The 22813-nt window shown below is 65.1% G+C and carries 21 protein-coding genes, 1 tRNA gene and 1 pseudogene; 10 read left to right on the top strand and 13 right to left on the bottom strand.

Translation table 11 applies throughout. The features are described from left to right. Positions 1-111 precede the first annotated feature (111 nt). From AC066S_RS30360 to rplU, 3 genes are all read right to left on the bottom strand, one after another. Positions 112-705 (bottom strand): GNAT family N-acetyltransferase, encoded by a 594-nt coding sequence (locus AC066S_RS30360; protein WP_478271363.1) that lies wholly within the window; start codon positions 703-705, stop codon positions 112-114. 148 nt (positions 706-853) lie between these two features. Beyond that, positions 854-1123, bottom strand: a complete 270-nt coding sequence (gene rpmA, locus AC066S_RS30365; RefSeq protein ID WP_024338898.1) for a 50S ribosomal protein L27 — start codon at positions 1121-1123, stop codon at positions 854-856. Between the two features lie 102 nt (positions 1124-1225). Further along, positions 1226-1612 carry a 50S ribosomal protein L21 gene (gene rplU, locus AC066S_RS30370; protein ID WP_126261262.1) on the bottom strand — a complete coding sequence of 129 codons (387 nt, stop codon included), beginning with the start codon at positions 1610-1612 and terminating at the stop codon, positions 1226-1228. Between the two features lie 330 nt (positions 1613-1942). On the opposite strand from rplU, the gene AC066S_RS30375 reads away from it, so the two are divergent. Continuing rightward, entirely contained in the window at positions 1943-3067 is a 1125-nt protein-coding gene (locus AC066S_RS30375) for an ROK family protein (protein WP_478271364.1), read from the top strand. A gap of 299 nt (positions 3068-3366) precedes the next feature. Here AC066S_RS30375 and AC066S_RS30380 read toward each other — a convergent pair whose 3' ends face one another. Next, positions 3367-4230 (bottom strand): alpha/beta fold hydrolase, encoded by an 864-nt coding sequence (locus AC066S_RS30380; RefSeq protein WP_478271365.1) that lies wholly within the window; start codon positions 4228-4230, stop codon positions 3367-3369. Between the two features lie 135 nt (positions 4231-4365). Between AC066S_RS30380 and AC066S_RS30385 the strand changes: the two genes are divergently transcribed. Next, positions 4366-4455 (top strand) — tRNA-Ser (locus AC066S_RS30385). Between the two features lie 56 nt (positions 4456-4511). Here AC066S_RS30385 and AC066S_RS30390 read toward each other — a convergent pair. Next, positions 4512-5411 (bottom strand): LysR family transcriptional regulator, encoded by a 900-nt coding sequence (locus AC066S_RS30390; protein WP_478271366.1) that lies wholly within the window; start codon positions 5409-5411, stop codon positions 4512-4514. 114 nt (positions 5412-5525) lie between these two features. On the opposite strand from AC066S_RS30390, the gene AC066S_RS30395 reads away from it, so the two are divergent. The 4 genes from AC066S_RS30395 to AC066S_RS30410 all read left to right on the top strand — a co-directional run bounded on the left by AC066S_RS30395 (position 5526) and on the right by AC066S_RS30410 (position 10242). Beyond that, a complete protein-coding gene (locus AC066S_RS30395) occupies positions 5526-7166 on the top strand; it encodes an FAD-dependent oxidoreductase (protein ID WP_478271367.1) in 1641 nt (546 codons plus the stop codon). A gap of 62 nt (positions 7167-7228) precedes the next feature. After that, positions 7229-8209, top strand: a complete 981-nt coding sequence (locus AC066S_RS30400; RefSeq protein ID WP_478271368.1) for a Bug family tripartite tricarboxylate transporter substrate binding protein — start codon at positions 7229-7231, stop codon at positions 8207-8209. 156 nt (positions 8210-8365) lie between these two features. Beyond that, the gene (locus AC066S_RS30405; protein ID WP_478271369.1) at positions 8366-9640 is read left to right on the top strand and encodes a DUF2157 domain-containing protein; all 1275 of its coding nucleotides are present in this window, start codon (positions 8366-8368) and stop codon (positions 9638-9640) included. Beyond that, positions 9637-10242 (top strand): GDYXXLXY domain-containing protein, encoded by a 606-nt coding sequence (locus tag AC066S_RS30410; RefSeq protein WP_478271370.1) that lies wholly within the window; start codon positions 9637-9639, stop codon positions 10240-10242. Before AC066S_RS30405 ends, AC066S_RS30410 begins: the two co-directional genes overlap by 4 nt. A gap of 293 nt (positions 10243-10535) precedes the next feature. Here AC066S_RS30410 and AC066S_RS30415 read toward each other — a convergent pair. Further along, positions 10536-11901: pseudogene (locus AC066S_RS30415) on the bottom strand (aminotransferase-like domain-containing protein). A gap of 162 nt (positions 11902-12063) precedes the next feature. Between AC066S_RS30415 and AC066S_RS30420 the strand changes: the two are divergent. Then, positions 12064-12924 carry a DMT family transporter gene (locus tag AC066S_RS30420; RefSeq protein WP_478271371.1) on the top strand — a complete coding sequence of 287 codons (861 nt, stop codon included), beginning with the start codon at positions 12064-12066 and terminating at the stop codon, positions 12922-12924. 12 nt (positions 12925-12936) lie between these two features. Here the strand turns inward: AC066S_RS30420 and AC066S_RS30425 are convergent, their stop codons facing one another. Then, on the bottom strand, positions 12937-13857 hold the full coding sequence (locus AC066S_RS30425) for a LysR family transcriptional regulator (RefSeq protein ID WP_478271372.1): 921 nt from the start codon (positions 13855-13857) through the stop codon (positions 12937-12939). A gap of 91 nt (positions 13858-13948) precedes the next feature. Here AC066S_RS30425 and AC066S_RS30430 point away from each other — a divergent pair, with 91 nt between their 5' ends. Then, positions 13949-14782: an NAD(P)H-dependent oxidoreductase gene (locus tag AC066S_RS30430; RefSeq protein WP_478271373.1), complete on the top strand. Its 834-nt coding sequence runs from the start codon at positions 13949-13951 to the stop codon at positions 14780-14782. A gap of 91 nt (positions 14783-14873) precedes the next feature. On the opposite strand, the gene AC066S_RS30435 is transcribed toward AC066S_RS30430, so the two are convergent. Both AC066S_RS30435 and AC066S_RS30440 read right to left on the bottom strand, forming a co-directional pair. After that, positions 14874-16082 (bottom strand): EAL domain-containing response regulator, encoded by a 1209-nt coding sequence (locus AC066S_RS30435; RefSeq protein WP_126261250.1) that lies wholly within the window; start codon positions 16080-16082, stop codon positions 14874-14876. Between the two features lie 646 nt (positions 16083-16728). Beyond that, positions 16729-17892 carry a hypothetical protein gene (locus AC066S_RS30440; protein WP_126261249.1) on the bottom strand — a complete coding sequence of 388 codons (1164 nt, stop codon included), beginning with the start codon at positions 17890-17892 and terminating at the stop codon, positions 16729-16731. Between the two features lie 324 nt (positions 17893-18216). Here AC066S_RS30440 and AC066S_RS30445 point away from each other — a divergent pair, with 324 nt between their 5' ends. After that, the gene (locus tag AC066S_RS30445; protein WP_126261248.1) at positions 18217-18840 is read left to right on the top strand and encodes a helix-turn-helix domain-containing protein; all 624 of its coding nucleotides are present in this window, start codon (positions 18217-18219) and stop codon (positions 18838-18840) included. Positions 18841-18885: 45 nt separating this feature from the next. On the opposite strand, the gene AC066S_RS30450 is transcribed toward AC066S_RS30445, so the two are convergent. The 4 genes from AC066S_RS30450 to AC066S_RS30465 all read right to left on the bottom strand — a co-directional run bounded on the left by AC066S_RS30450 (position 18886) and on the right by AC066S_RS30465 (position 21355). Further along, positions 18886-19134, bottom strand: coding sequence for a hypothetical protein (locus tag AC066S_RS30450; protein WP_126261247.1), 249 nt, complete (start codon positions 19132-19134; stop codon positions 18886-18888). Between the two features lie 100 nt (positions 19135-19234). Next, positions 19235-19609 (bottom strand): Hpt domain-containing protein, encoded by a 375-nt coding sequence (locus AC066S_RS30455; protein ID WP_478271374.1) that lies wholly within the window; start codon positions 19607-19609, stop codon positions 19235-19237. 152 nt (positions 19610-19761) lie between these two features. Then, complete coding sequence (locus AC066S_RS30460) at positions 19762-20460, bottom strand: Crp/Fnr family transcriptional regulator (RefSeq protein WP_205680545.1); 699 nt, start codon at positions 20458-20460, stop codon at positions 19762-19764. Positions 20461-20644: 184 nt separating this feature from the next. Continuing rightward, positions 20645-21355 carry a Crp/Fnr family transcriptional regulator gene (locus AC066S_RS30465; protein ID WP_478271375.1) on the bottom strand — a complete coding sequence of 237 codons (711 nt, stop codon included), beginning with the start codon at positions 21353-21355 and terminating at the stop codon, positions 20645-20647. A 445-nt stretch (positions 21356-21800) separates the two neighbouring features. Here AC066S_RS30465 and AC066S_RS30470 point away from each other — a divergent pair, with 445 nt between their 5' ends. After that, positions 21801-22262: a response regulator gene (locus AC066S_RS30470; RefSeq protein ID WP_478271376.1), complete on the top strand. Its 462-nt coding sequence runs from the start codon at positions 21801-21803 to the stop codon at positions 22260-22262. The last annotated feature ends 551 nt before the right edge of the window (positions 22263-22813 follow it).

Here is a 22813-nt window from a genome sequence, read left to right on the forward strand (position 1 = left end):
GTCGTGTTTCGTGCGGAGAGACTGTCACCCCACCCCGCTGCGCATTCCGCTTCGCTGCATGCGCATCGACCCTCCCCCTCCAGGGGAGGGTAAGCAGCTCTTGCCTTTGCCCTACCTCGCCCGTCTTGCGCTGCTCCAGCTCTTCAGCGAGGCCCACACGCCGCGCGACAGGCGGAAGCAATCGACCGGCGTCGAGGAGCCCAGCGCCAGGAATCGATGCAGCTGCACGCCGCTCCACTGGAAGCCGCACTTCTCCAGCACGTTGCGCGAGGCGGGGTTGGTGACGCGGGCGCCGGCATGGAGATGCTCGTCCTCGAACTCCTCGAAGAAGAAGTCGATCGCGCCGCGCGCCGCCTCGGTGGCAAAGCCCTGGCCCCAATGCTCGACGCCGAGCCAATAGCCGAGCTCGGCATTGCCTGATGTGGAGCAGTCGATGCCGACCATGCCGACCGGCACGGTATCGTGCTCGATCAGGAACACGGTCTCGCTGCCGAGCGCGGCGGTGGCGCGGATGAACTCGACGGCGTCGTCCTGCGAATAGGGATGCGGCAGGCGGCGGGTGTTTTCCGCGACGCGGCGGTCGTTGGCGAGCCGGGCGATGGTCCTGACGTCGGCCAGCGTCGGCCGCCGCAAGGTCAGCCGCTCGGTGGCGACGACGCTGGGTCTCGCCTCAGCCAAGGTCACGCTCGAGAAATCCTGCAACATGTCCGGCTCCGTGAAAGTCACTAAGTCAAAGTGAGCAAGTCAAAAGAAAAGGGGAGGCCGGTTTCCCGCCTCCCCTGGAGCCTTCGATCGCGATGATCTGGACTCCGCCGGTTCAGTCGGGACCGGCGGACTCCATTTGATCCACCGTCTATTCAGCAGCCTCTGCGATCGGGAGTACCGATACGAAGGTGCGGCCGTTGGCTTTGGCCTGGAACGCAACACGACCCTCGATCTTGGCGAACAGAGTATGGTCCGTGCCCATGCCGACATTAAGGCCGGGGTGCCAGGTGGTGCCGCGCTGACGCGCAATGATGTTGCCGGGAGTGACAACCTCCCCGCCGAACGCCTTGATACCGAGGCGCTTGCCCTTGGAATCGCGTCCGTTACGCGATGAACCGCCTGCTTTTTTGTGAGCCATGGCTCGTCTCCGAAATCCTGCGTATGTCTAGGTCAATTCCTTGACGGAATCATTTCAAAATCTCTCACGCATCAATTCGTGAACTGGCGTGATCGATTTTATTTATTCGGCGGCTTCCGCTGCCGGCTCCTTCGCGACCTTTTCCTTCTTCGGACGCGGGCCCTTGGTGGGCTTGGCGCCGTCGGTCAGGATCTCGCTGACGCGGAGAACCGTGATCTCGTCGCGATAGCCGCGCTTGCGGCGCGAGTTCTTGCGGCGGCGCTTCTTGAACGCGATGACCTTGGGGCCGCGCTTGTGGTCGAGCACCTCGACCGCAACGGACGCGCCTGCGACCGTCGGAACGCCCAGCACCGGCGTGTCGCCGCCGACCACCAGAACTTCATTCAACTGCACGATCGAGCCGACTTCACCTTCGATCTTGCCTACTTCGAGAACATCATCCGGCACGACGCGGTATTGCTTGCCGCCGGTTTTGATGACTGCGAACATCGTTCTTTCTCCGTGTTCAATCCCGGCCTCGCGACGGATTGTCCGGGCCGGCTTTTTGTCAGTCGCTACGGGTTTATCTGCGTTTTGTGCGGGTGGGGCTTATCCCCTTGAAAACCCACGCAAAAACAAGCGGCGCGAGAAACGCCCCGCGCCGGCTGTGGGTCTTATAGCCGCCAAATGCCAGGAGTCAAGGAAAAGCGGGCGAAAAGCGCCCGGATTTGAAGGATTTGGCCGTGCTGCCGGCCTTCAGCCGAATCTCGATCGGCTTTGCAACAAACCGGTTCCCCCGCCGTTGTCCCGGCCGGAACAGGTAAGCGGGCAAGGGCTCCCATGGCAACGGACGAACTGGTCAAGACGACGGGCATCGCCCATCACGGCGCCGAGCGGCTGCCGTCGGTGGACATCGACAGCTTCAACATCGAGATGAAAGACGAGGACGGCTTCCTCGGCGACCGCGCCAGCAAGGGCGCGTTCCGCGACATCCTCGACCGCTGGCGCAAGCCGCTGCGCAAGACCGGGGAGGACCCGTTCGGCAAGGAGCCCTCGGACGAGATCAGCAAGAAGACGCTGGACGCCATTCTGGTCGGCGACGACACCGAGGCCTCCGCGCTGGTGCACAGCGCGATCGAGGATTTCGCCCAGGAGCTCGCTTACGTCACCCGCCGTTTCCTCAAGACCAAGGCCTGGGCCAAGACCGAGCGCATCGTGGTCGGCGGCGGCTTCCGCGATTCCCGGCTCGGCGAGCTCGCGATCGCCCGCGCCGAGATCATCCTCAAATCCGAGGACTTCAAGATCGACATGATGCCGATCCGCCATCACCCCGACGAAGCCGGCCTGGTCGGCGCGCTGCATCTGGCGCCGTCGTGGATCTTCGAGGCCCATGACAGCATCCTCGCCGTCGACATCGGCGGCACCAACATCCGCTGCGGCCTGGTGGAAACGGCTTGGAAAAAGGCCAAGGACCTGTCGAAGGCGAGGGTCGTGAAATCCGAGCTGTGGCGTCATGCCGATGACGAGCCGACGCGCGAGGGCGCGGTGAAGCGGCTGACCAAGATGCTGAAGGGGCTGATCACCGCAGCCGAGACCGACGGCTTCAAGCTCGCGCCTTTCATCGGCATCGCCTGCCCCGGGGTGATCAACGCCGACGGCTCGATCGAGAAGGGCGCGCAGAATCTTCCCGGCAATTGGGAGAGCAGCAAGTTCAACCTGCCGGCGAGCCTGCTCGAGGGCATCCCGCAGATCGGCGAGCACGACACCGCGATCCTGATGCACAATGACGGCGTGGTGCAGGGCCTCTCCGAGGTGCCGTTCATGCAGGACATCGAGCGCTGGGGCGTGCTCACCATCGGCACCGGCCTCGGCAATGCCCGCTTCACCAACCGCCGCAAGGAGAACGGCAAGGACCGGGATTCCACGGAGAATGGGAAGAAAAAGAGCAAGGCGGACAAGGAGTAACCTTGACCGGTTAGGTTAAGGACCGGATTGCGTTGCGCACCTGCCGCCGCACGCTAGGGTCGAATCGTCGCCTCGCCTGGCCGGCGAAGCCGCCCTTCCTGGCCAGAATTTCAATGAGCGGCACCGGGACCGCCAGTGTTTACCGCGTCTGGCGGTCCCACCCCGTTTTTCGAAGCATGATGATTTGAGCCAAGACTCCCGCTCCACGAAAGATGCGTTCCCTCCCCCCTTGCGGGGGAGGGCCAGGGAGAGGGGTAGCCCAGCAAACGGTGCTGATCGAGTGCCCGCTCGGACAGACCTCAACTCCACCCCACCCGCCGAAAGAACCCCGCGATCTCCGCGGCGGCGCGATCCGGATCCTCCCGATGCGGGAAGTGGCCGACGCCGGGAAACATCTTGAGATCGAGCGCGCTGAACGTCTCCCCAAGCCGGTCGGTCCACGCATAGGGAAACAGCGGATCGTGCTCGGCCCAGCGCACGCAGGTCGGCACCGCGATCGGCGGCAGCTTGGGCGCTTCGCCCTTCATCATCGCGACCCGTCCGGCATGCGAGGCCCGGTAATGCGCAAAGCCGCCGGCGAGGTTGCCGTCTCTAAAGAAATTGTCGGCGAAGGCGTCGAGCACGTCGTCGAAAGCGTCTTTCCGGTGCGCCCAGCCCTTCAGGAAATGGCTGATATAGAGCCGGCAGCTCTCCCGGCTCGCACCGATGAGCGCCGGCGCCATCTCCATCTGGTGGAAGGACTGGTACCAGATGTGATTGAGCCGATCGGGCGCCGCCATGCGCGGCCCGATCCCGGGATAGACGAAATCGAACAAGAACAGCCCGGCGAGCCGCTGAGGCGCCTGCCGGGCCAAGGGCTGCATCACGGCGCCGCCGACGTCATGGCCGACCACGCCGAATCGCTCGATGCCGAGGGCGTCCATCAGCGCCAGCATGTCGGCGGCATGGCCGTCCGGCCCGTAAGGTCCGTCAGGCTTGTCGCTGTCGCCGAAGCCGCGCAGGTCCGGCGCGATCAGGCTGAAGCGGTCGGCGAGGCGCGCCATCACCGGCGCCCAGGTCAGCCAGAATTCCGGCCAACCATGCAGCAAAAGCAGCGGTTTGCCCCTTCCAGCGCGAACCAGGTGGAAATCGGCGCCATTGGCCGGGATCGTCAGGTGCTCCATTGCAGTTCCTCCCGAGGCCGGGGCGAGGGGCGAAAAGAGGCAGCGGATTTTCCCCTTTCGCGCCTTGTCTGGCCCGCCGTCCTCGCCTATTAACGCCCCCAACCACAGGGGCCCTGCCTCTATATGGCGCCTTCAGGAGAGGTGGCAGAGTGGTTGAATGCACCGCACTCGAAATGCGGCATAGGTGCAAGCCTATCGGGGGTTCGAATCCCTCCCTCTCCGCCATTGATCAGACTGTGCCGAACAAGATCCCGTCAGGATCAGCCTGATATCGGCGAAACTCACCCCGATCGCTCCGTGAGCACCGCTCGCGCCGTCGCCACGAACGCCTGCGCCGCCGGCGACAGCGTTCGGCCCTGCCGCTGCAGCAGGGACACCGGTCGAGTAATGGCCGGGCGCACCAGCGGCTTTGCGATCAGGGTCGGAAACTGGTCGGCCGGCAGCATCGTCGCGGGTAGGATGGCGAGGCCCAGGCCTTGGGCCGTCATGGCGAGCGCGGTGTTGATCAGCATCACTTCATAGGTTGGCGAGAGGCGCTTGCCCTGCGCGCCCAGCGCCTGATCAATCTGCATCCGGATCCGTGTCTCGCGCCGCATTGCGATCGTAGGCAGCTGCGCCAGCTCGTCCCATGTGAGCGAACGCCGCGAGGCGAATTCGGTGGTGCGGCGGCCGATTGCGCTCAAGCGCCCGCGCGTCAGCGTCTCGATCGTCATCTCCGCGACCTCGCCTTCCACGCTGCCGATTGCGAATTCCGCGTCGGTTGCGATCAGGCGCGGCACGAGATCGTCGGCAGCGACATCGCGCATGTCGATCTCGATGTCGGGATGGGTCGTGCGGAATCTCGCGAGCACCAGGGGCAGCAGCGCCGATGCGGCGCCGGCTGAGGCGACGAACGCGACGCGACCGGCGCGCGCATGCGCGAGGTCGCGCATGCGCCGCGACAGGCTCAGCGCATCGCTCAGCATCCGTTCGGCGGCGAGAAATGCTTCATGGGCGGCCAGCGTCGGTTGCACCGACCGCGTCGAGCGGTCGAACAGTTTAACGCCGAGCTGGCTCTCGAGCTGTTGGATCAATAGGCTCGCCGCCGATTGCGTGATGCCGAGCTCGCGCGCCGCCCGCGTGATGCTGCGCGTGCGGTACACGCCGGTGAAGGTCCGTAGCTGCCGCAAGGTGACATTCATAGCCAAAACTCATGAATTGATGAGTTCTTTCTGTCTTACCTCATAAACGATCCTGCAATAAAATGCATGCTGCGTGGATGACGAATCCGCGGCTGCCTAGGGGATGAAACGAGCATGAGGACACAGGTGCTGGTCGTGGGCGGCGGGCCCGTGGGTTTGACCGCGGCCATGGATCTGGCTTCGCGCGGGATCGACGTCGTGATCGCCGAGATCCGCCATGCCGGCGATCCACCTAGCGTCAAATGCAACCACGTCTCGGCGCGCTCGATGGAGATCTTCCGAAGGCTCGGCGTCGCCGCCAGGCTGCGCGAGGCGGGACTCCCGGCGGACTTTCCCAACGACTGCTCCTATCGGACCACAGCGACCGGCATCGAGCTCTGCCGCATCGATATTCCCTCGCGCGCGCGACGCTACAGCGCGACCGGCGGCCCCGATACCTGGTGGCCGACGCCCGAGCCGCCGCACCGGATCAACCAGGTCTATCTCGAGCCGATCCTGTTCGACCATGCCGCCGCGCAGCCGCGCATCACCATTCTCGCGCGCACGGAAGTCGTGTCGATCGAGCAGCATGACGATCACGTGGTCGCGCTGGCGCGCGACCTCGACAGCGGAAGCTTGCTGCGCATCGACGCCAGCTTCGTGATCGGGTGCGATGGCAGCCGCTCGCTGGTTCGCAAATCGATCGGCGCCAGCCTGTCCGGCACGCCCGTGATCCAGCGCGTGCAATCGACCTTTATCGAGGCGCCGCAGCTCAAGGAGCTGATGGGCGCGCACAAGCCAGCCTGGATGGTGCTTTCGCTCAACCCGCGGCGCTCCGGCACCACCGTTGCCATCGACGGTCACGATCGCTGGCTGATCCACAACCACCTCAAGCCCGACGAGCCCGAATTCGACTCGGTGGATCGCGACTGGTCCATTCGCGCCATCCTCGGCGTTGACGAGCGCTTCGAATATCGTGTGCTCAGCAAGGAGGACTGGGTCGGGCGGCGCCTGGTGGCCGATCGCTTCCGCGATCGCAGGGTCTTCATCTGCGGCGACGCCGCGCATCTATGGATGCCCTATGCGGGCTATGGCATGAATGCGGGCATCGCCGACGCCGTCGACCTCTGCTGGCAATTGGCGGCGCATCTGAACGGCTGGGCGCCGGCATCGATCCTCGATGCTTATGAAGCGGAGCGGCAGCCCATCACCGAGCAGGTGTCGCGCTTTGCGATGGACCACGCAATGAAGATGATGGCGCAGCGCGGCGGCGTCTCGGCGGAGATCGAGGACGACACGCCCCGCGGCCAAGCAGCACGCGCCGCGCTGGCAAGGGCGGCCTACGATCTCAACGTCCAGCAATATTGCTGCGCGGGATTGAATTTTGGCTACTACTACGATGCCTCGCCGATCATCGCCTATGACGGCGAGACGCCTCCGGCCTACACGATGGGAAGCTTCACGCCTTCCACCGTGCCGGGCGCCCGCGCGCCGCATCTGTTCCTGCGCGACGGACGATCGCTCTACGACGCCTTCGGGATCGGCTACACCTTGTTGCGGTTCGACCCGGCGATCGGAGTGGCAGCGCTGAGATCCGCAGCGGAGACACGTGGAATGCCGTTGGCGTTGGTCGACGTCGCGCCGGATGAGGCAAACGGGGCTTATGCCGAAAAGCTGGTGCTGGTGCGGCCCGACCAGCACATCGCCTGGCGTGGGCAGGCGGCGCCCGAAGATGCGCTGGGCTTGTTGGCGCGACTCACCGGCGCGGCAGCGTAAAGAATATTAAGCTGCCTGACGACAACGCCAGGTGGCGCACAAAACGCATCGAGGAGGAGAACGTGTTTCGCATTGCAAGGCGCCGCATCCTGGCCGTGCTGACGGCCGCGACTTTCGTCGGGCTACCGCTGGGGGCCGTGGAGGCAGCCTATCCGGAGCAATTGATCAAGATCATCGTGACCTTTCCGCCCGGCGGCAGCGCCGACACCGTCATCCGCGCGCTCGAACCTTTGGTCGCCGCCGAGCTCAAGCAGGGACTGGTGATCGAGAACCGCGCCGGGGCAGGGGGCAACATCGGCATGGCCGCGGTCGCGCAGGCAAAGCCGGACGGCTACACGCTCGGCGTGGCGCCGGCGGGTGCGCTGACGGTCAACCCGTATCTTAATTCGTCGATGCCGTTCGAGCTGAAAGATCTCGCGCCCATCACCCTGCTCGCCGAAATCCCTTTCGTGCTCGTCGCCGCCGCCAATATTCCCGCGCACAACATGGCCGAAATGGTCGCGCTGGCCAAGGCCAAGCCGGGCGCACTGTCGATTGGACATGGCGGCAATTCGACTGCGATGCATTTGACAGCCGCACTGTTCACGCACAGGACCGGAATCGCGATGGAGCTGGTCCCTTATCGCGGCACCGCACCGGCGACGGTCGACGTTCTTGCGGGCCATATTCCGTTCGCGGTGCTCGATATCCCGGCATCGCGGCAATTGATCCTGGAGCGCAAGCTTAACGCGATCGGTGTTTCCTCAGCGCGCCGCCTTTCGTCCTTGCCCGATGTGCCGACCCTCGCGGAGAGCGGCATTGCGGGCTTCGAATCTGTTGGTTGGTTCGGGCTCGTTGCTCCCGCCGGCACGCCTGCCGATATCATCGGCCGGCTGAACGAGGCCTTCACGAAGGCGCTGAAGGACCCGTCGGTGGCCGAGAAGATCAGGACGCTCGGCGCGGAGCCTGCGCCGATGTCGCCCGAACAGTTCGCCCGGTTCATTCAGGACGAAAGCGCGAAATGGGGCAAGCTCATCAGCGAGGCCGGTATCAAGGCGAACTAGTCGTCATGCGACCGCAGCCTCGTGAGCGGAGGCGCTGCACGGCAACCGACAACTCGTTACCCCACAGCCGGGACGATGATAGATTGAACCTGCCACCGGCGGGATTCGACCCAGCACTACCCCGCCCTCCGGCGGGACCGAGGTAACCACACCCCAATGTTCGACAAGACCTACCGCGACCGCCTCGAAGCCGATCTGGCGCGATGGGAGGCCGAGGGCGTGATTGCGCCGGCGTCGGCCGCTGCCATCCGCACTGCGCTGCCGCCGCTGCCTGCGGGCATCAACATCGCCGTTGTCGTCGGCATCGTCGGCGGCCTGTTGATCGCGGCCGCGTTCCTGGCCTTCGTCGCCGCGCACTGGACCGAGATCGCACGGCTGCTGCGGTTTGCGATCCTCATCGCGGGCATGGTCGTAACAGGTGCCCTCGGCGCCTGGTTCGCCGCAAAGGGCCGCGACGTTCTTGCCGATCTCTGCGCCAGCATCGGCGCCATCATCTTCGGCGCGGGCATCGCCCTGGTCGGCCAGATGTATCATCTCGGCGAGGATTTTGCCGGCGGCATGCTGCTGTGGTCGATCGGTGCCTTCGCCGCCGCGCTGCTGACCGGCTCGCGCGGGGCGCTCACGGTCGGCCTTGTCGCCGCCAGCATCTGGACCTGCATGCGGAGCTACGATTCGCCAGACGTCCTGCATCTTTCGTTCGTGCCGGTCTGGCTGCTCGCAACAAGCCTTGCCTTTGCGTGGAATTCCCGCGTCGCGGCCCATCTCGTCGCGCTCGCGGTGCTGCCGTGGTGGATCGCGACCTCGCTGCGCTTCGAGCTCGACGGCGCCCAGCCGTCCTTCGTGCTCGCCAACGGCGCTGCCCTGCTGTTCGGCGCCGGGCTCGCGATCGCCGCGATGTCCTCGCCGCGGGCGCAGCGGCTTGGCAGCGTGCTGTCGATCTACGGTGCGTTCGCGCTGGCCGCTGTCGCTTTCCTGGAGGTGACGACGGTCGACGACATCATTCACTTGCGGGCGACGCGCGTAGCGTCCGGCCAGCCGCTGTGGGCGATCCTGTGCGGAGCATCGGGAGTGATCCTCGCCCTCGTCTCCGCCACGCTCACCAAGCGCAAAGGTGAAATCCTTGCCGCCTGCGCGATCGGGCTGGTGCTGCTCGCCGCGCCGGTCTGGCCGGTCGCCCCGGCCGGCGAGCCGTGGCTGGCTTATGCCGCGCTGCTTTGCGCCATGCTGTGCCTCGTCGTCTCCGGCGTGCTCGATGACGTCCGTCCGCGCATCGTCGCCGGCTGGCTCGGCATCGCCGGCGTGATTGCCGGCATCACCTGGGCGGTGAAGGGCTCGCTGCTCGCCCGCTCGGCGTTCCTGGCGGCGGCCGGTGTCGTCGCCGTCGCGTTCGCAACGGCGCTCAACCGCGCGCTGCCGAGGAGTGCACGATGAGCCAGCTGATCACGTCCGTCTCGGCGCTCTGGCAGCGTATCCCGAAAGCCGTGCTGTTCGGTGTCGCCGTCCTGGTGCAATGCCTGCTGCTGATGCTGATGGTCGCCGACCGCGTGCAGATCCTGCGCGAAGGGGTCGAGGTGACCTTGCAGACGCAGCCGGTCGATCCGCGCGATCTCCTGCGCGGCGACTATGTCGTGCTCCGCTACGACATCTCGGAAGTGCCGGCCGGCGCGCTCGCCGGCAAGCCGGCTGACGCCCGCAATCCGATCGTGTTCGTCAAGCTCGCGCCCAATGCCGAGGGCCTTTACACGGCCGTTTCCGCGCATGCCGAGCCGGTGCCGGTCAGCGCGCGCGAGGTGCTGATCCGCGGCCGCGTCAGCTATTCCTGCGGATCGAACCTCCGCGCCTTCTGCGACAAGCTGACGATCAAATACGGTCTCGAAAGCTATTTCGTGCCGGAAGGCGAGGGCGGCAAGCTCGAGCAGGCCCGCAACCAGCAGAAGCTGCGTATCGTCGCCGCCGTGCTGCCCTCAGGCCGCGCCGCCATCAAGCGGCTGCTGCTCGACGGCGCACCGGTGTACGAGGAGCCGCTGTATTAGAGCGCCGTGGCTTACGGTTGAACCGATTGCCGCAGGGACGTTCACCTCTCCCGCATGCGGGAGAGGGCAATCGCGTTTGAACATTCAGCAGAAGTCGTCATGCCCGGGCTTGTCCCGGGCATCCACGTTCTTTTTGCTGCGTGGAAAGGCGGATGGCCGGGACAAGCCCGGCCATGACGCTGTGGGTACTGTCGGTGCCCTCATATGCGATTGCCCTCCCGCAAGCGGGAGAGGGAGTGCACCTCCGTCATCGCGGCAATCGAGCTTCATCCCACATCATGCTTTAGGCCCCGTCATTTCGCGGCTGCCTTCAGCGCCCGCCGCAGCACGTCCCACACAAGGGGATCGTTCATCTGCGCCACGTTGAAGCGCATGAAGTGCGAGGCGGTCTGCGACACGCTGAACACGTTGCCGGGCGCCAGCACCAAATTGTCCTCGAGCGCCGCGCGCGCGACCTTGGGCGGCGTCCTGGCCGCCCGCAAGGCGGCACCACAGGAAGAATCCGCCACGCGGCATCAGCCAGGGTTCGATGCCGATTGCCCCAAGCTTTCGCGCGACATTCCGGCGGGCGCTCGCGAGCTTTTGCCGGAGCTCGTCCATGTGCTTGCGATAGCCGCCGCCGGCCAGCACGTTGGCGATGATCTCGGTCGCGACCGGGCTCGGGCCGCCAAAGCTGGTTGCGACCTGGAGGTCGACGAGATGCTCGATCCAGTCGGCCCGCGCGGCGATGTAGCCGCAGCGTACCGAGGCCGACAGCGTCTTGGAGAAGCTGCCGATGCGGATCACGCGATTGAGCCCGTCGAGCGCGGCAAGCCGCGGCGAGCGCTCCGGCTCGAGGTCGCCGAAAATGTCGTCCTCGATGATGGTGAGGTCGTGCGCGGCGGCCGCCGTCAGCAGCCGGTGCGCCGTCTGAAGCGACAGCGTCGCACCGGTCGGGTTGTGCAGGGCCGAATTGGTGATGTAGAGCCTGGGACGCTCGGTGCCGAGGATCTCTTCGAAGCGCGCGACGTCGGGGCCCGCCAATGTATAGGGCACGCCGACGATCCTGGCCTGATGCGCCCGCAGCAGCGCGCGAAAATTGAAGTAGCAGGGATCGTCGACCAGCACGGTGTCGCCGGGACGGAGCAGGAAGCGGCAGACGAGATCGGCGCTTTGCGTGCCCGAGCCCGTCAGCATGAGCTGATCGACGGAGGCGGGAACCGCATCCTCGGCAAGGCGTGCGAGCAGCAGCCGGCGCAGCACAGGTCCGCCGCGCGTGCTGCCATAATCCGTGAGCAGATGCGTTTCGGTCCGCGCCAGCGCACGGACGGCGCGGCGCAAGCCGGCCTCGGGCATCCAGCCCGGCGGCAGCCAGCCGCAGCCGGGCTTTGACACGGCGGCGTCGGCGTCGAGCGATTGCCTGGAGACCCAGAACGGATCGACCTCCCGGTCGCGCCGCGGCCCGGCTTCGGCCAGCGCAAGCGGCGGCATCATCGTCGGCGCGACATAGAAGCCCGAGCCGCGGCGGGCGCGGATCAGGCCCTCGGCTGCGAGGCGGTCATAAGCTTCCACCACCGTGGAGGGCGAGACGTCCATCGCCGCGGCGAGGCTGCGGATCGAGGGCAGGCGGTCGCCGGCACCGAGCGCGCGGCCCGCGACCTTGGCCCGGATCGCGCTCATCACGTCGATGGTCCGCGTGCCGCTGCGGCCTCTGGTTTGCGCCTCGCTGGCCAAAGTGTATGACCTTCCATACCCACACAGTTCTGCGAGATTGTACTGGATTGTCACTGGTCCCGCCACCGCCGAAGGCCGAGAGTCGCGCCTCCAGAGAATGGGACGGACATGCAATCTGCGGGCAGCGCCTGGGGCAACGGACTTCTCGGCGTCGTCATCTTCAGCGGCTCCTTGCCGGCGACGCGTGTCGCGGTCGGCGGCTTCTCTGCGCTGTTCCTGACGTCGGTGCGCGCGGTGATCGCGGCGCTGATCGCTCTCGCCGTGCTCGGCCTGCTCCGTCAGGCCCGGCCGCAGCGCAACGATCTCGCTTCCCTCGTCATCGTCGCCGTCGGCGTCGTGGTCGGCTTTCCGCTGCTGACCGCGCTCGCGCTCCAGCACATCACGTCCGCGCATTCGATCGTCTTCATCGGCCTTCTGCCATTGTCGACGGCGATCTTCGCCGTGCTGCGCGGCGGCGAGCGGCCGCAGCTGCTGTTCTGGTTGTTCGCCGGTCTCGGCAGCGCGACGGTGGCGGGCTTCGCCTTGTCCGGCGACGGATCGGTCTCGCTGACCGGCGATCTCTTGATGGTTGCCGCAATCGTGCTGTGCGGGCTCGGCTATGCCGAAGGCGCGGCGCTGTCGCGCCGGCTGGGCGGCTGGCAGGTGATCTCCTGGGCGCTCCTGCTCGCGCTGCCGCTGATGATCCCGGTCGCGCTCCTGACCTGGCCGCCATCCTGGAGCGGCGTCGGCGTGCCCGCCTGGATCGGGCTCGCTTACGTCTCGATCTTCAGCATGTTCGTCGGCTTCATCTTCTGGTATCGCGGCCTCGCCCTCGGCGGCATCGCGCGCGTCGGCCAGCTGCAGCAGCTCCAGCCGTTCTTCGGCCTCGCGCTCGCCGGGCTTCTGCTGCACGAGCCGGTCGCCTGGAGCATGATCGCCGCGACCATGCTCGTGGTCGCCTGCGTCTTCTTCGCGCGGCGATTTGCGTGAGAACAAGGCCGATCAGGCTTTTTCGATCCCTGGGATTCGCGCGATCGTCTCGGCGAGGAAATCGACCAGCAGCCGCACCCGCGCGACACCGGATCGCTCGGGCACGATCAGCATGTTGAGCGGAACGGGAGGCGGCGAATAGTCCGCAAGCACGCGTTCAAGCTTGCCGGTCGCGAGAAGATCGTCGACGAGCCAGAGATGTGTGGGCGCAATGCCGCGACCTGCCGAGAGCGCCTCTCGCGCCGCAAGTCCGTGATCCACGCGCAACCGCCCTGCGAAAGGGACTTCATGGCGTCCGCCGCGGCGTCCTTGCAGCACGAGCACATCACTGCCGGCGATGTTGGACATTCTGATTCCCTGGTGATGGGCGAGCTCTTGCGGACGCGCGGGCCTGCCGCGCTCGGCGAGATAGCCGGGTGCGGCGACGAGCACGCGGTGCGACTGACCCAGGGATTTGCGCTTCATCGAACTCTCGGCGAGCGGCCCCAGACGGAGCGCGACATCGACCCCCTCCCTCACGAGGTCGATCCGTTCGTCCGTCAGGCTGAGATCCACCGACACGTCGGGATAACGATCCTGGAAGGCAAAGACGAGGCGGCTGACGTGGAGCACGCCGAACGCCGCCGTGCACGATATCCGCACCATGCCGGCGGGCGCGCCGCGCGTGCTGCGTGCCTCATCGGCCGCGCGCTCGACCAGGCGCAGGATCTGAACGCAATCGGCATAGTAGCGACGACCCTCCTCGGTCATCGTCACGCTGCGCGTGGTCCTCGTCAGCAGCGGCACGCCCACGGCGTGCTCCAGTTCTCGGATATGCCGCGTCACGCTGGACTGGCCCATGCCAAGCTCGCGTGCGACGGCCGACAGGTTTCCCCGCTCGGCGACCCTCACGAAGCTTCGCATCCGCTCGAGGCTGACTTCCGATCTATCCATTTTTCGGCACAATCCTATTCATTGCCGATATCTACCGGATCGCCCTCCGCCGCGCTAGCTGCGTGACATCCTCAACGAATGGGTGCTGATCATGAAGGTGTTGGTTGTGTTTGCGCATCCCGAGCAGCGTTCGCTCAACGGCTCGCTGCGGGATGTTGCCGTCAGAGAGCTGGAGGCGCAGGGCCACGACGTGCTTGTGTCGGATCTTTATGCCCAGGGCTGGACGTCGGCCGTCGATCGCGCCGACTTCCCCTCGCTGCCAGCGGATGCACGGCTCGCGCCCGCCGCTGCATCCAAGCAAGCTTTCGAGGCGGGCACGCTTACTCCTGACGTCAAGGGCGAGATCGAGAAGCTGCTGTGGGCGGACGTCCTGATTCTGCAATTCCCGCTGTGGTGGTTCAGCATGCCGGCGATCCTGAAGGGATGGGTCGACCGCGTGTTCGCCTACGGCTTCGCCTATGGCGTCGGCGAGCACAGCGACAAGCGGTGGGGCGACCGTTATGGCGAAGGCAAACTAGCCGGTAAACGTGCAATGCTGATCGTGACGGCCGGCGGCTGGCAGGAGCATTATTCGGCGCGCGGAATCAACGGGCCGATCGACGATCTGCTGTTTCCGATTCATCACGGCATTCTCTACTACCCGGGATATGCGGTGCTTCCGCCCTTCGTCGTCTACAAGGCCGACAAGCTCGACGAAGCCGGATTCGAGGCGGCCGCCGAACGTTTGCGGGAGAGGATGAAGACGCTTGCGACGGGCTCGCCCATTCCCTATCGGCGCCAGAACGGCGGCGATTACCTGATTCCGAGCATGCAGCTCCACGCCGGACTCGAGCCTCCCGAGGCGCGGGGCTTCGCGATTCACCTCGCGCGTGCCGAGGCGAGCATCTCGATCGCGGCGTCCGGCACCAAAGCGCGATGCGGTTAGGATCGTCATCGCGCTTTAGGTTGTTGCCGCGGACGCGGGGGAGATTGACGGTTCGCGGCTGCGTCGATCGACGTTGGAGCCGCGAACGAGCTCACTCCATCACGGTTTTCGTCAGCGTCGAGCGGGCGAATTTCTTCAACGGCATCGGCTTGCCGAACAGGAAGCCCTGCACGAAGTCGAAGCCGAGCTCGTTGGCGGCGACGAGGTCGGCGCGGCTCTCGACACCTTGCGCCACCGCGCGCGCGCCATAACCCTGCGCGAGCTCGACGATGTGACGGCACACCGTGCGCTTGAGCCGATCGTTGCCGCTGCCGGTGACGAACTGGCGGTCGGCCTTCAGCTTGACGAAGGGAATTCGGTCCAGCTCCATCAGCGCCGGCCAGTTGGCGCCAAGATTGTCGATCGACAGGCCGATATTGTACAGGCCGACCTCGCGCGCGACCTCGGTCAGGAGATCGAGGTCGCGGATCGCCTCCTCGCTGTCGATCTCGACCGTCAGGCCGCCGAAAGCCGGATGCGTCGGCACGCGGCGGCAGAGATCGCGCACCGCCTGCGGCTCCCTGAGATAGGAGGCGGGAAGATTGATCGACAGATCGACCGGGCTCTGCTGTTCCAGCAGATAGTGCCAGTCCCGCATGGCGCGGTCGATCACGAACTCCGACAGATCGCGCAGATGCGGATCGTGCGGCTCCGGAATGAAATAGGCCGGCGGCACGACGCCCCAGGTCGGATGCCGCATCCGCACCAGCGCCTCGGCGCCGCTGCGGACCAGCGTGCGCGCGTCGATCTTTGACTGGTACCACAGCTCCAGCCAGCCGGCATGCAGCGCTTCGCCGACATGGACGGCCGGGCTCGGCGCCGGTTCCTCCGGCAGCAGCATCGCCACCCGCTCGCGCAGCGTCTCCGCGGCAAAGGGCGTGGTCAGCGGCGGCAGCATGGCCAGGCCATATTCCTCGCCGACCTGCCGCACGGCCCTGACGACGATGGATTCGCGCGCGCCGACCGCCAGAACCTTCCCCGCAAAGGCCTCCCGCACCAATATCTCCAGAAACCGTCCCGGCTCGATGCCGTCGGTGGCGACGCCGAGCAGGATCAGATCCGGCAATTCGGTGGCGAGCACCGTCTGCAATTCGTCCGCACTGGCGCATTCGCTGGTGACGAAGCCAAGATCCTCGAGCACTTCGCTGAGGAAGGCGCGCAAGTGACGCTTGCTGTCGGCTACGCAGGCTCGCGGCGTCACCTTTCGTCGTCCGAAGGTCACAGGCCTCCGGCCGACGAGTTCAACCATCCCATCGTTCATTTGCACCACTCCCGTTCCGTGACGGTTTCATAAACGGCGAGCGTGGGTTCAAATAAGGAGAGCATCACTTCGTTGTTGAATTATTTGAGTAACGTTAAACCCTGCAACTCGAGCTAATTTTTCGACGATCTGTTCGAAAAGAATTTGCATACCCTGGCACCGCAGGCGCAACGACGCGCCAGCGTTTGCAAAATCTCTCGCACGCGATCTCGATAGCGCCTGTTCATCGACGGACGCGGGCGGCGATGAGGCGGTGTGCCCTTTCGAGGCATAATCGATGCATCGGAAGATTAATCGTAGGCGCTCCTTCGGAAGCCGCGGCCGGCGGCGCTCGACAAGGACGGTGAACAGGACGGCGTCGTCCGCGGTGGTGCGGTCAGATTCGCCCGATGCTGGTGCGTGGCGAGCGACAGCGAAGCTGAAGGACCCGGCTCGCGATGGTTCTGCGACAACGCGGCCGCGGATGTGAAGCAGATCACACGCGTATTGCCGCACTTGCGCTATTGCTCCGCGCAGCCGGTGGTGGGCTGTCGAGGATCGCGACAATGACGACACGGCGAATGATTTACTGGTGGTTCAGAATCGTGATGTCAGGGCGATTTCTCGATCGCTTCCTGTGCCTGCCGCGCGCGCAATAGGCGCAAGATCAGCTCTGCCCGATCAATTTGCGAAACGCCGCGGCGCCGTCCTGCACCACGTCGCGTCCCTTCCAGGCCAGATAAGTCAGCTTGCCCGAGAGCGTGTCGTGGCTGCGCAATCGACGCGATCCGAGGATGTGGCCGACATTGGACGGGAAGCGGCTCACCTCGGCCGAGACCAAGGTCGCGATCGCGTCCATCAATTGCTGAAGGCGGACGCCCCATTCGCAATGCTCGATGCCGTCGATGCGCACCTTGAGCGCATATTCGGTGTCGTAGATCTCGGCGAGCAGGTCGCGGGCGATCAGCACCCGGTTGTGCCGGAGCGCGATACGAAGCGCGAGGCGCTTGTCGTCGAGACGGTCGAGCACCATGTGCACGACGCAGGCATAGGGCGCGGCGGCGACATCACTGGCGCTCTTGCTCGCGGCAGCCTTGGTGGCGAGACGCACCAATTGCCAGGACGTCGTCAGGCGCCTCGCCACCAGCGCCAGCGCGAAGGGCAGTGCCTCGGGGTGGGCCTTCTTGAAGGCGTCGAGCTGTGCGGTGACCTGAACCACCTGGCCATCGTCGAACCTCGCGATCTTCTCGGGCAGCTTTTCGTTGAACTTCGGCAGCGCATCGCCGGCGCGCAGCACATGCAGCATCTTCCTGACGTCGTCGAAGGCGCTGCGCGAGGCCGTGTATTGCGCGAGCTTGCCGCGTGCGAACTCGGTGCTGTCAGCCGAAGCGAAGGTGCTCTCGAGAACCTTGACGACCTTGGTCTGGAAGGTCGAGGCGATCTTCAGGACCTCCTTCTGGTTGTTCACGGCGACCTGCTCGTTGATCGCCTTGATGTAGTCGCGTGCCATGGTCGGCAGCAGGTCGCGGCAGATCCATTCCCAGATCGGCGTGAGGGTATTGCGCGAGATCCGTCCCATGTTGGCGTGCTCGGGCGCGCCGTCGATCAGCAGCAGCTCGAGCGGCGCGAAGAAATAGCGCGAAGGGCTGGTGGCGCGCGCCTGGGTCGATCCGTCCTTGCGGAATTCGGCGCGCAAGCGGGACTGGATGTCGCCCGAACCCGGCATGTCGATGCCGCACAGCTCGAGCCGCTCGAGCTCGCTGAGCAGACAGCTGCGCGACAGCGGCGTCAGCCTCTGCAAGAATTCCGACAGCCGATCGATCTCGTTCATGGCACGCAATCTTTTGCAGCATTTCCCGCGGGCGTGCAGGCCCAATGCGTGGAGGCATTTGCGCGCTCTCAACCTCGCCAAGAGAAGCAAGTCGCCGTTAATTATTCCGTAAAAACCGGGGGCCCGGGGTCGGGCCTGGGCGAATATGGCCCGCCTTGCTACGGGAAACGGCTGGAATTCAACCTTCGCGGGGGCGGCCGCAATCCCGCACAAGCACAAATTGTGCCGGCGCCGCCATTTCAGCGCAAAACTGCCGAAATCACCGTAGTCTTACGGAGCAAAAAGTTAACCACAGACCGCCCCCGGTTCCGCTAGATGAGTGACATGGGGTCACAGAATGATACGGCGACCGATTCGCGGCCGTCGGAATGGTACGACAGCAGCGCTGCGCCAGCTGAAGAGCTCGATTTCGTCCGCCTGAGCGCCGCCCGGGCCAAGGCAGCCGACGAAATGGCCGCTGCCATCGCCCGCGAGCTCAACGGCCCCCTGACTGCGCTGCTGCTCTACATGGGCGAGATCAAGCATCACAGCGATCAGCTCGCGCCAGTGACCGGCGACCGTGCCTATTTGCAGCAGGTGGTCGAGAATGCGCTGGCACAGACCGAGCGCGTTTGCGGCCTGGTCAAGCAGCTTGCCGGCCCCGACAAGGGCGGCCTGCCGGTCCCGTCCAGCGTCGCGGACACGGACACGAAGGCCCTGCGCACACAGCAAGCCCCGCGCGTGCCGAGCGCCGAGCTCCTCGGCCTGTCGGGCCAGAAGCGCCTCACCAAACGGGAGCGCGAGGTGCTGAGGCTGATCAGCGAAGGATACTCGAACAAGCAGGGTGCGCTTCGGATGCAGATCAGTCCGCGCACCTTCGAGAGCCATCGTGCCGAGGCGATGCGCAAGCTCGGTGCGCGCAACACCGCCGACCTGGTCCGCGCGGCGCTGCTGCATTCAATCGACTGAGGGGGCCGCCGGTGGCGGCCCGGGCTCGGCGAAACCCGGTCGCGCTCAGAAATAGTCTTCGGCGAAGGGGCGCGCGCGCGAGGCGGGGCGCAGCGGCTTGATCTCTTCCTTCGGCTCGTTCGGGATGATCGTGATGGTCCAGCGGGGCGGCATGCTCGATTCCTGCTCCAGCACCGAACGCACAAAGCCCGTCACCGTCGAGTCGCCAGCCTTCACCGTTGCCATCCGGCCGTTGAACTGTGCGATGCGGAAGCGGCGAACCTCTTTCTGGTCCGCAGTCTCAAAGGTGAACATGGAAAACCCTCCTGGTTTGCCGCGACTATCGCCACCTATGATTAGCCATCTCTAAAAATCCCAAGCCGTAGAAGTACGGCGGGAATACACGCGTGAGTGGTCAGCGCGGCTCCTGCGCGCGCGCGGCGACATAGGCCGCATCCATCAGGTCCAGCAGATCGCGGAATTCGACATCGCCGAGTCTCTCCGCGGTCTGCTCCAGCGTCAGCGCCAGCGCCGCGAGCCTGACATAGCCGAACGTTCCGGCCGCGCTCTTCAGCGAATGCGCTTCGCGCGCGATCCTGCCATGGTGCTGCGCGAGCGAAAGCGTCCGGAACAGTTGCAGGCGCGCGGAGGTCTCGCTCCAGAACACCTCGCGCACGTCACGGGCGCCGTCCTCGCCGATCTCGCGCACCAGCGCTTCGTATGCGCGCGGCTCGCGCGCGGGCTCGGCATCAAGCGCCTTCTGCGCGGGCGCGACGGTGACGTCAAACATGGTCCTGCTGCCTTGATCACGGGTCATCTGTCGCGCGGCACGTCCCGGCGCGAGGGTAACCCTTCTCTAAGGCACTCGAATTTCAGTTCCGGTAGCGGGACATGAGGTGTTTGCAGGCCGGCATTAGCCGGCGGTTCACCATGCGAGCGGGGTCAGTGCGCGCCGAGCAGCCGGTCGTACTGCGCCTTCACGATGGCGTAGCATTCGCAGGCCGTCTGGCGCAGGCCGTCGAGGTTGACGATCTGGATGTGCCCACGGCTGTAATGGATGAAATTGGCCTGCTGCAACGTATTGGCGACCAGCGATACGCTGTTGCGCCGCGCCCCGATCATCTGTGCCATGGCCTCCTGGGTCAGCAGCAGCCGGTAATCGCCGGACAGGTCATGCGTGTGCAACAGGCAGCGCGCCAGCCGGGCCTCCACCGGATGGGCGGCGTTGCAGCCCGCGGTCTGCTGGACCTGGGCGTAAACCGCCAGCCCGTGGCGCGTCAGCAAGGTGCGCAGGGTGCTGCTCTGGTCGGCGGCGATCCGCAGCCGGTCGAGATCCATCACCGACGCAAGGCCTGGAATCAGCACGAGGGCGGTGTTCAACGCGCACGCATCGCCCATGGTGGAGAGCGTTCCGAGCAAGCTGTCGCGGCCGATCATGGCGACCTGAACGTGTTCGCCCTTGGCGAGCTTCACCACCAGCGAGATGACGCCGCGGTGGAGAAAATAGGCGCGCTTCAGCGTCTCGCCGGTCTCGACCAGCACGGCGTCATGGGGCAGATCGACTGTTCGCAGGTGCGGACGGATCAATTCATAATCGTCTGCCGGAAGTGCGGACAGGAAACCGTTGGACGAGCGCACCATCGTTTCCAAAGCTGCCTCCCGTGTCCATGCCGATTGAACGCGCGATGCCCAAAATCACGTGCGGCGCAGCAGCTTCCATCATGTTCCCCGTGGGATATGTTGGCAATTGGGACAAGATGTCCGCCCCGACGGTCGTTCCCGGATGCTGCGTTCATGCCGCCCCACAATTGATGGCCCGCCATCGTCACGGCACTGCTCCCAACAGGCGGAGATGGTAGAGCTTCACCGTCGCATGGCACTCGCAGGACGTCGCCTGCAGCGCCCGCGGATCGAGGATTTCGATGTGGCCCCGGCTGTAGTGGATGATGCCGGCGCGCTGAAGGTCATGCGCTACCAACGAAATGGCATTTCGCCGGACGCCGATCATCTGCGCCAGCGCCTCCTGGGTCAGCGGCAGGATTTCACCATGGGACAGCTCGCGGGCGCGCAAGAGCCAGCGCGCGAGCCGCGCCTCGACCGGGTGCAGCGTATTGCAGAGCAGCGACTGCTGCGCATGCGCGAGCAAGGACTGCTCTTGACGGATGATCAGCTCGCGAAACGACGCGCTTGCGGCGGCGACGGAACGGAAGGCCACGATTTCCAGCACGGAAGCGGTACCGGGAAACAGCACGGCCGCGTCCGACAGCGCGATACCGTCAGTCAGCGCGGCGCCGCCACCCACGACGCTGTCGCGGCCCAGCATCGCAATCTCGATCATCTGACCGTCGGACAGGCCCACTGTGATCGAGACCGATCCGGCATGCGGGAAGTAGACATGTTTCAGCGCGGCACCCGCTTCACCCAAGACAGACTTCCTGACCATTTCGACCGTCGCCAGATGCGGACGCAGCAGATCGAACGCCGGCGGGTCGAGCAATTGCAGCAGCTGATTGGGCGGAGGTGCGCTCGCGGTCATGCAGTTCAAATCCGGCGGGTGCGACGGGAACATTCTGCGGGCGTTCGTCGTTCAGTTGCGCGGCGAACAGATACTATTGTAAAGGTTGTAACTGCGTCCTTATACCCGTTAGAGGGCAGACAGACCATCTGATTTGCGGCCGAAATGGAAATGAGAAGGGCGTAGACTCGCTCGTGAGCGGAGCGCGTCTCCTGCAGGGGCATGCAGGAAGAAGCGGTAAGGGGGCCTCATGAGCCGGAAGCATTGCATCCGTGCTGCCATCGGACGCCGGTTGACCCGCGCCGCCTCGTCCGTCGAACGCGTGACGATCATCCAACATTGCTCTGAACCCTGGCGCGCGATGACCGCGCAGCTCATTTCCGTCGTCTCCGTTTTCCTCGGTTCGCCAATAACGTTTTGCGACCATCCCTCTCTTGATTGAAGGCGAAGGAGGAAGCGCTGTCCAATGATTGAATCGCCGAAGCCGGAAGCTCACGAGAGGACCGCGTTTCAACCCCATATTCTCGTCGTCGACGACGACCCGATGGTGTGCATGGCCATCGAGATCTATCTTCAGCGCAACAATTTTCGAGTGACGATTGCCGATGGAGGCGAAGCCGGACTGCGCGCGCTCGAAAATGGACAGTTCGACCTGATGATCGTCGATATCTTCATGCCGCACATGCGCGGGTTCGAATCGATCCGGATCTTCCACGAGCGCGCGCCGGTCGTTCCGCTGATCGCGATGTCCGGCTACGCTTTTTCCAATCTGAATTCGCCTGCACCCGACTTCCTCCGGACGGCGCTGGAGCTCGGTGCCGCACGCTGTCTGCGCAAGCCGTTCACGCCGCACGCGCTGCTCGCCGCCATCAACGATTGCCTGGCGGAGCATCGTCCCGACGGCGGCATGGCCGCACGGTTGGGTTAGCGCGGCTTCGGCCGCCATGACGGCGAGGTAACCGTTCGTTTACCGCAAACGCGGATCCTGCCGCTCGCGGCGACAACGCGAAGCCGGGAGTGCGAGCGCGCTTCCGCTTGCGGGCGGCTCGGTCCAACGTTCCGCATGCCGGTCCTATGGTCTTTCACGAGCAGGACTTTCCCGCGCGCTTCGCCCCGTTGTTGTCGGCGCGTTCACCGCATGCCCCCCGCCGCTGCGGCGCGCAGCCGGATTTGCCGAAAAGCGTTGCTGCATTCCGCCGAATCCCAAACTTCTCTTCAATATCCGTATTAGCACGGAGGATGAAATTAACGGGACTGTGAAAGGGGTTGTCTAACGATCCAGAGGAGGGCTTCCGTCCGTGCCAAGAATGGCTCAGGCGTCGAAGTCCAGGTTCAGGTCAGTAAGGCGTAGCTCATGGATGATCTGTTGCGGGAGTTTCTGACGGAGACCAGCGAGAGCCTGGACACCGTGGACAATCAATTGGTGAAGTTCGAGCAGGAGCCGAACAACGCCAAGATCCTGGATAACATCTTCCGCCT

The sequence above is a fragment of the Bradyrhizobium sp. CFUWI genome (assembly GCF_056429085.1).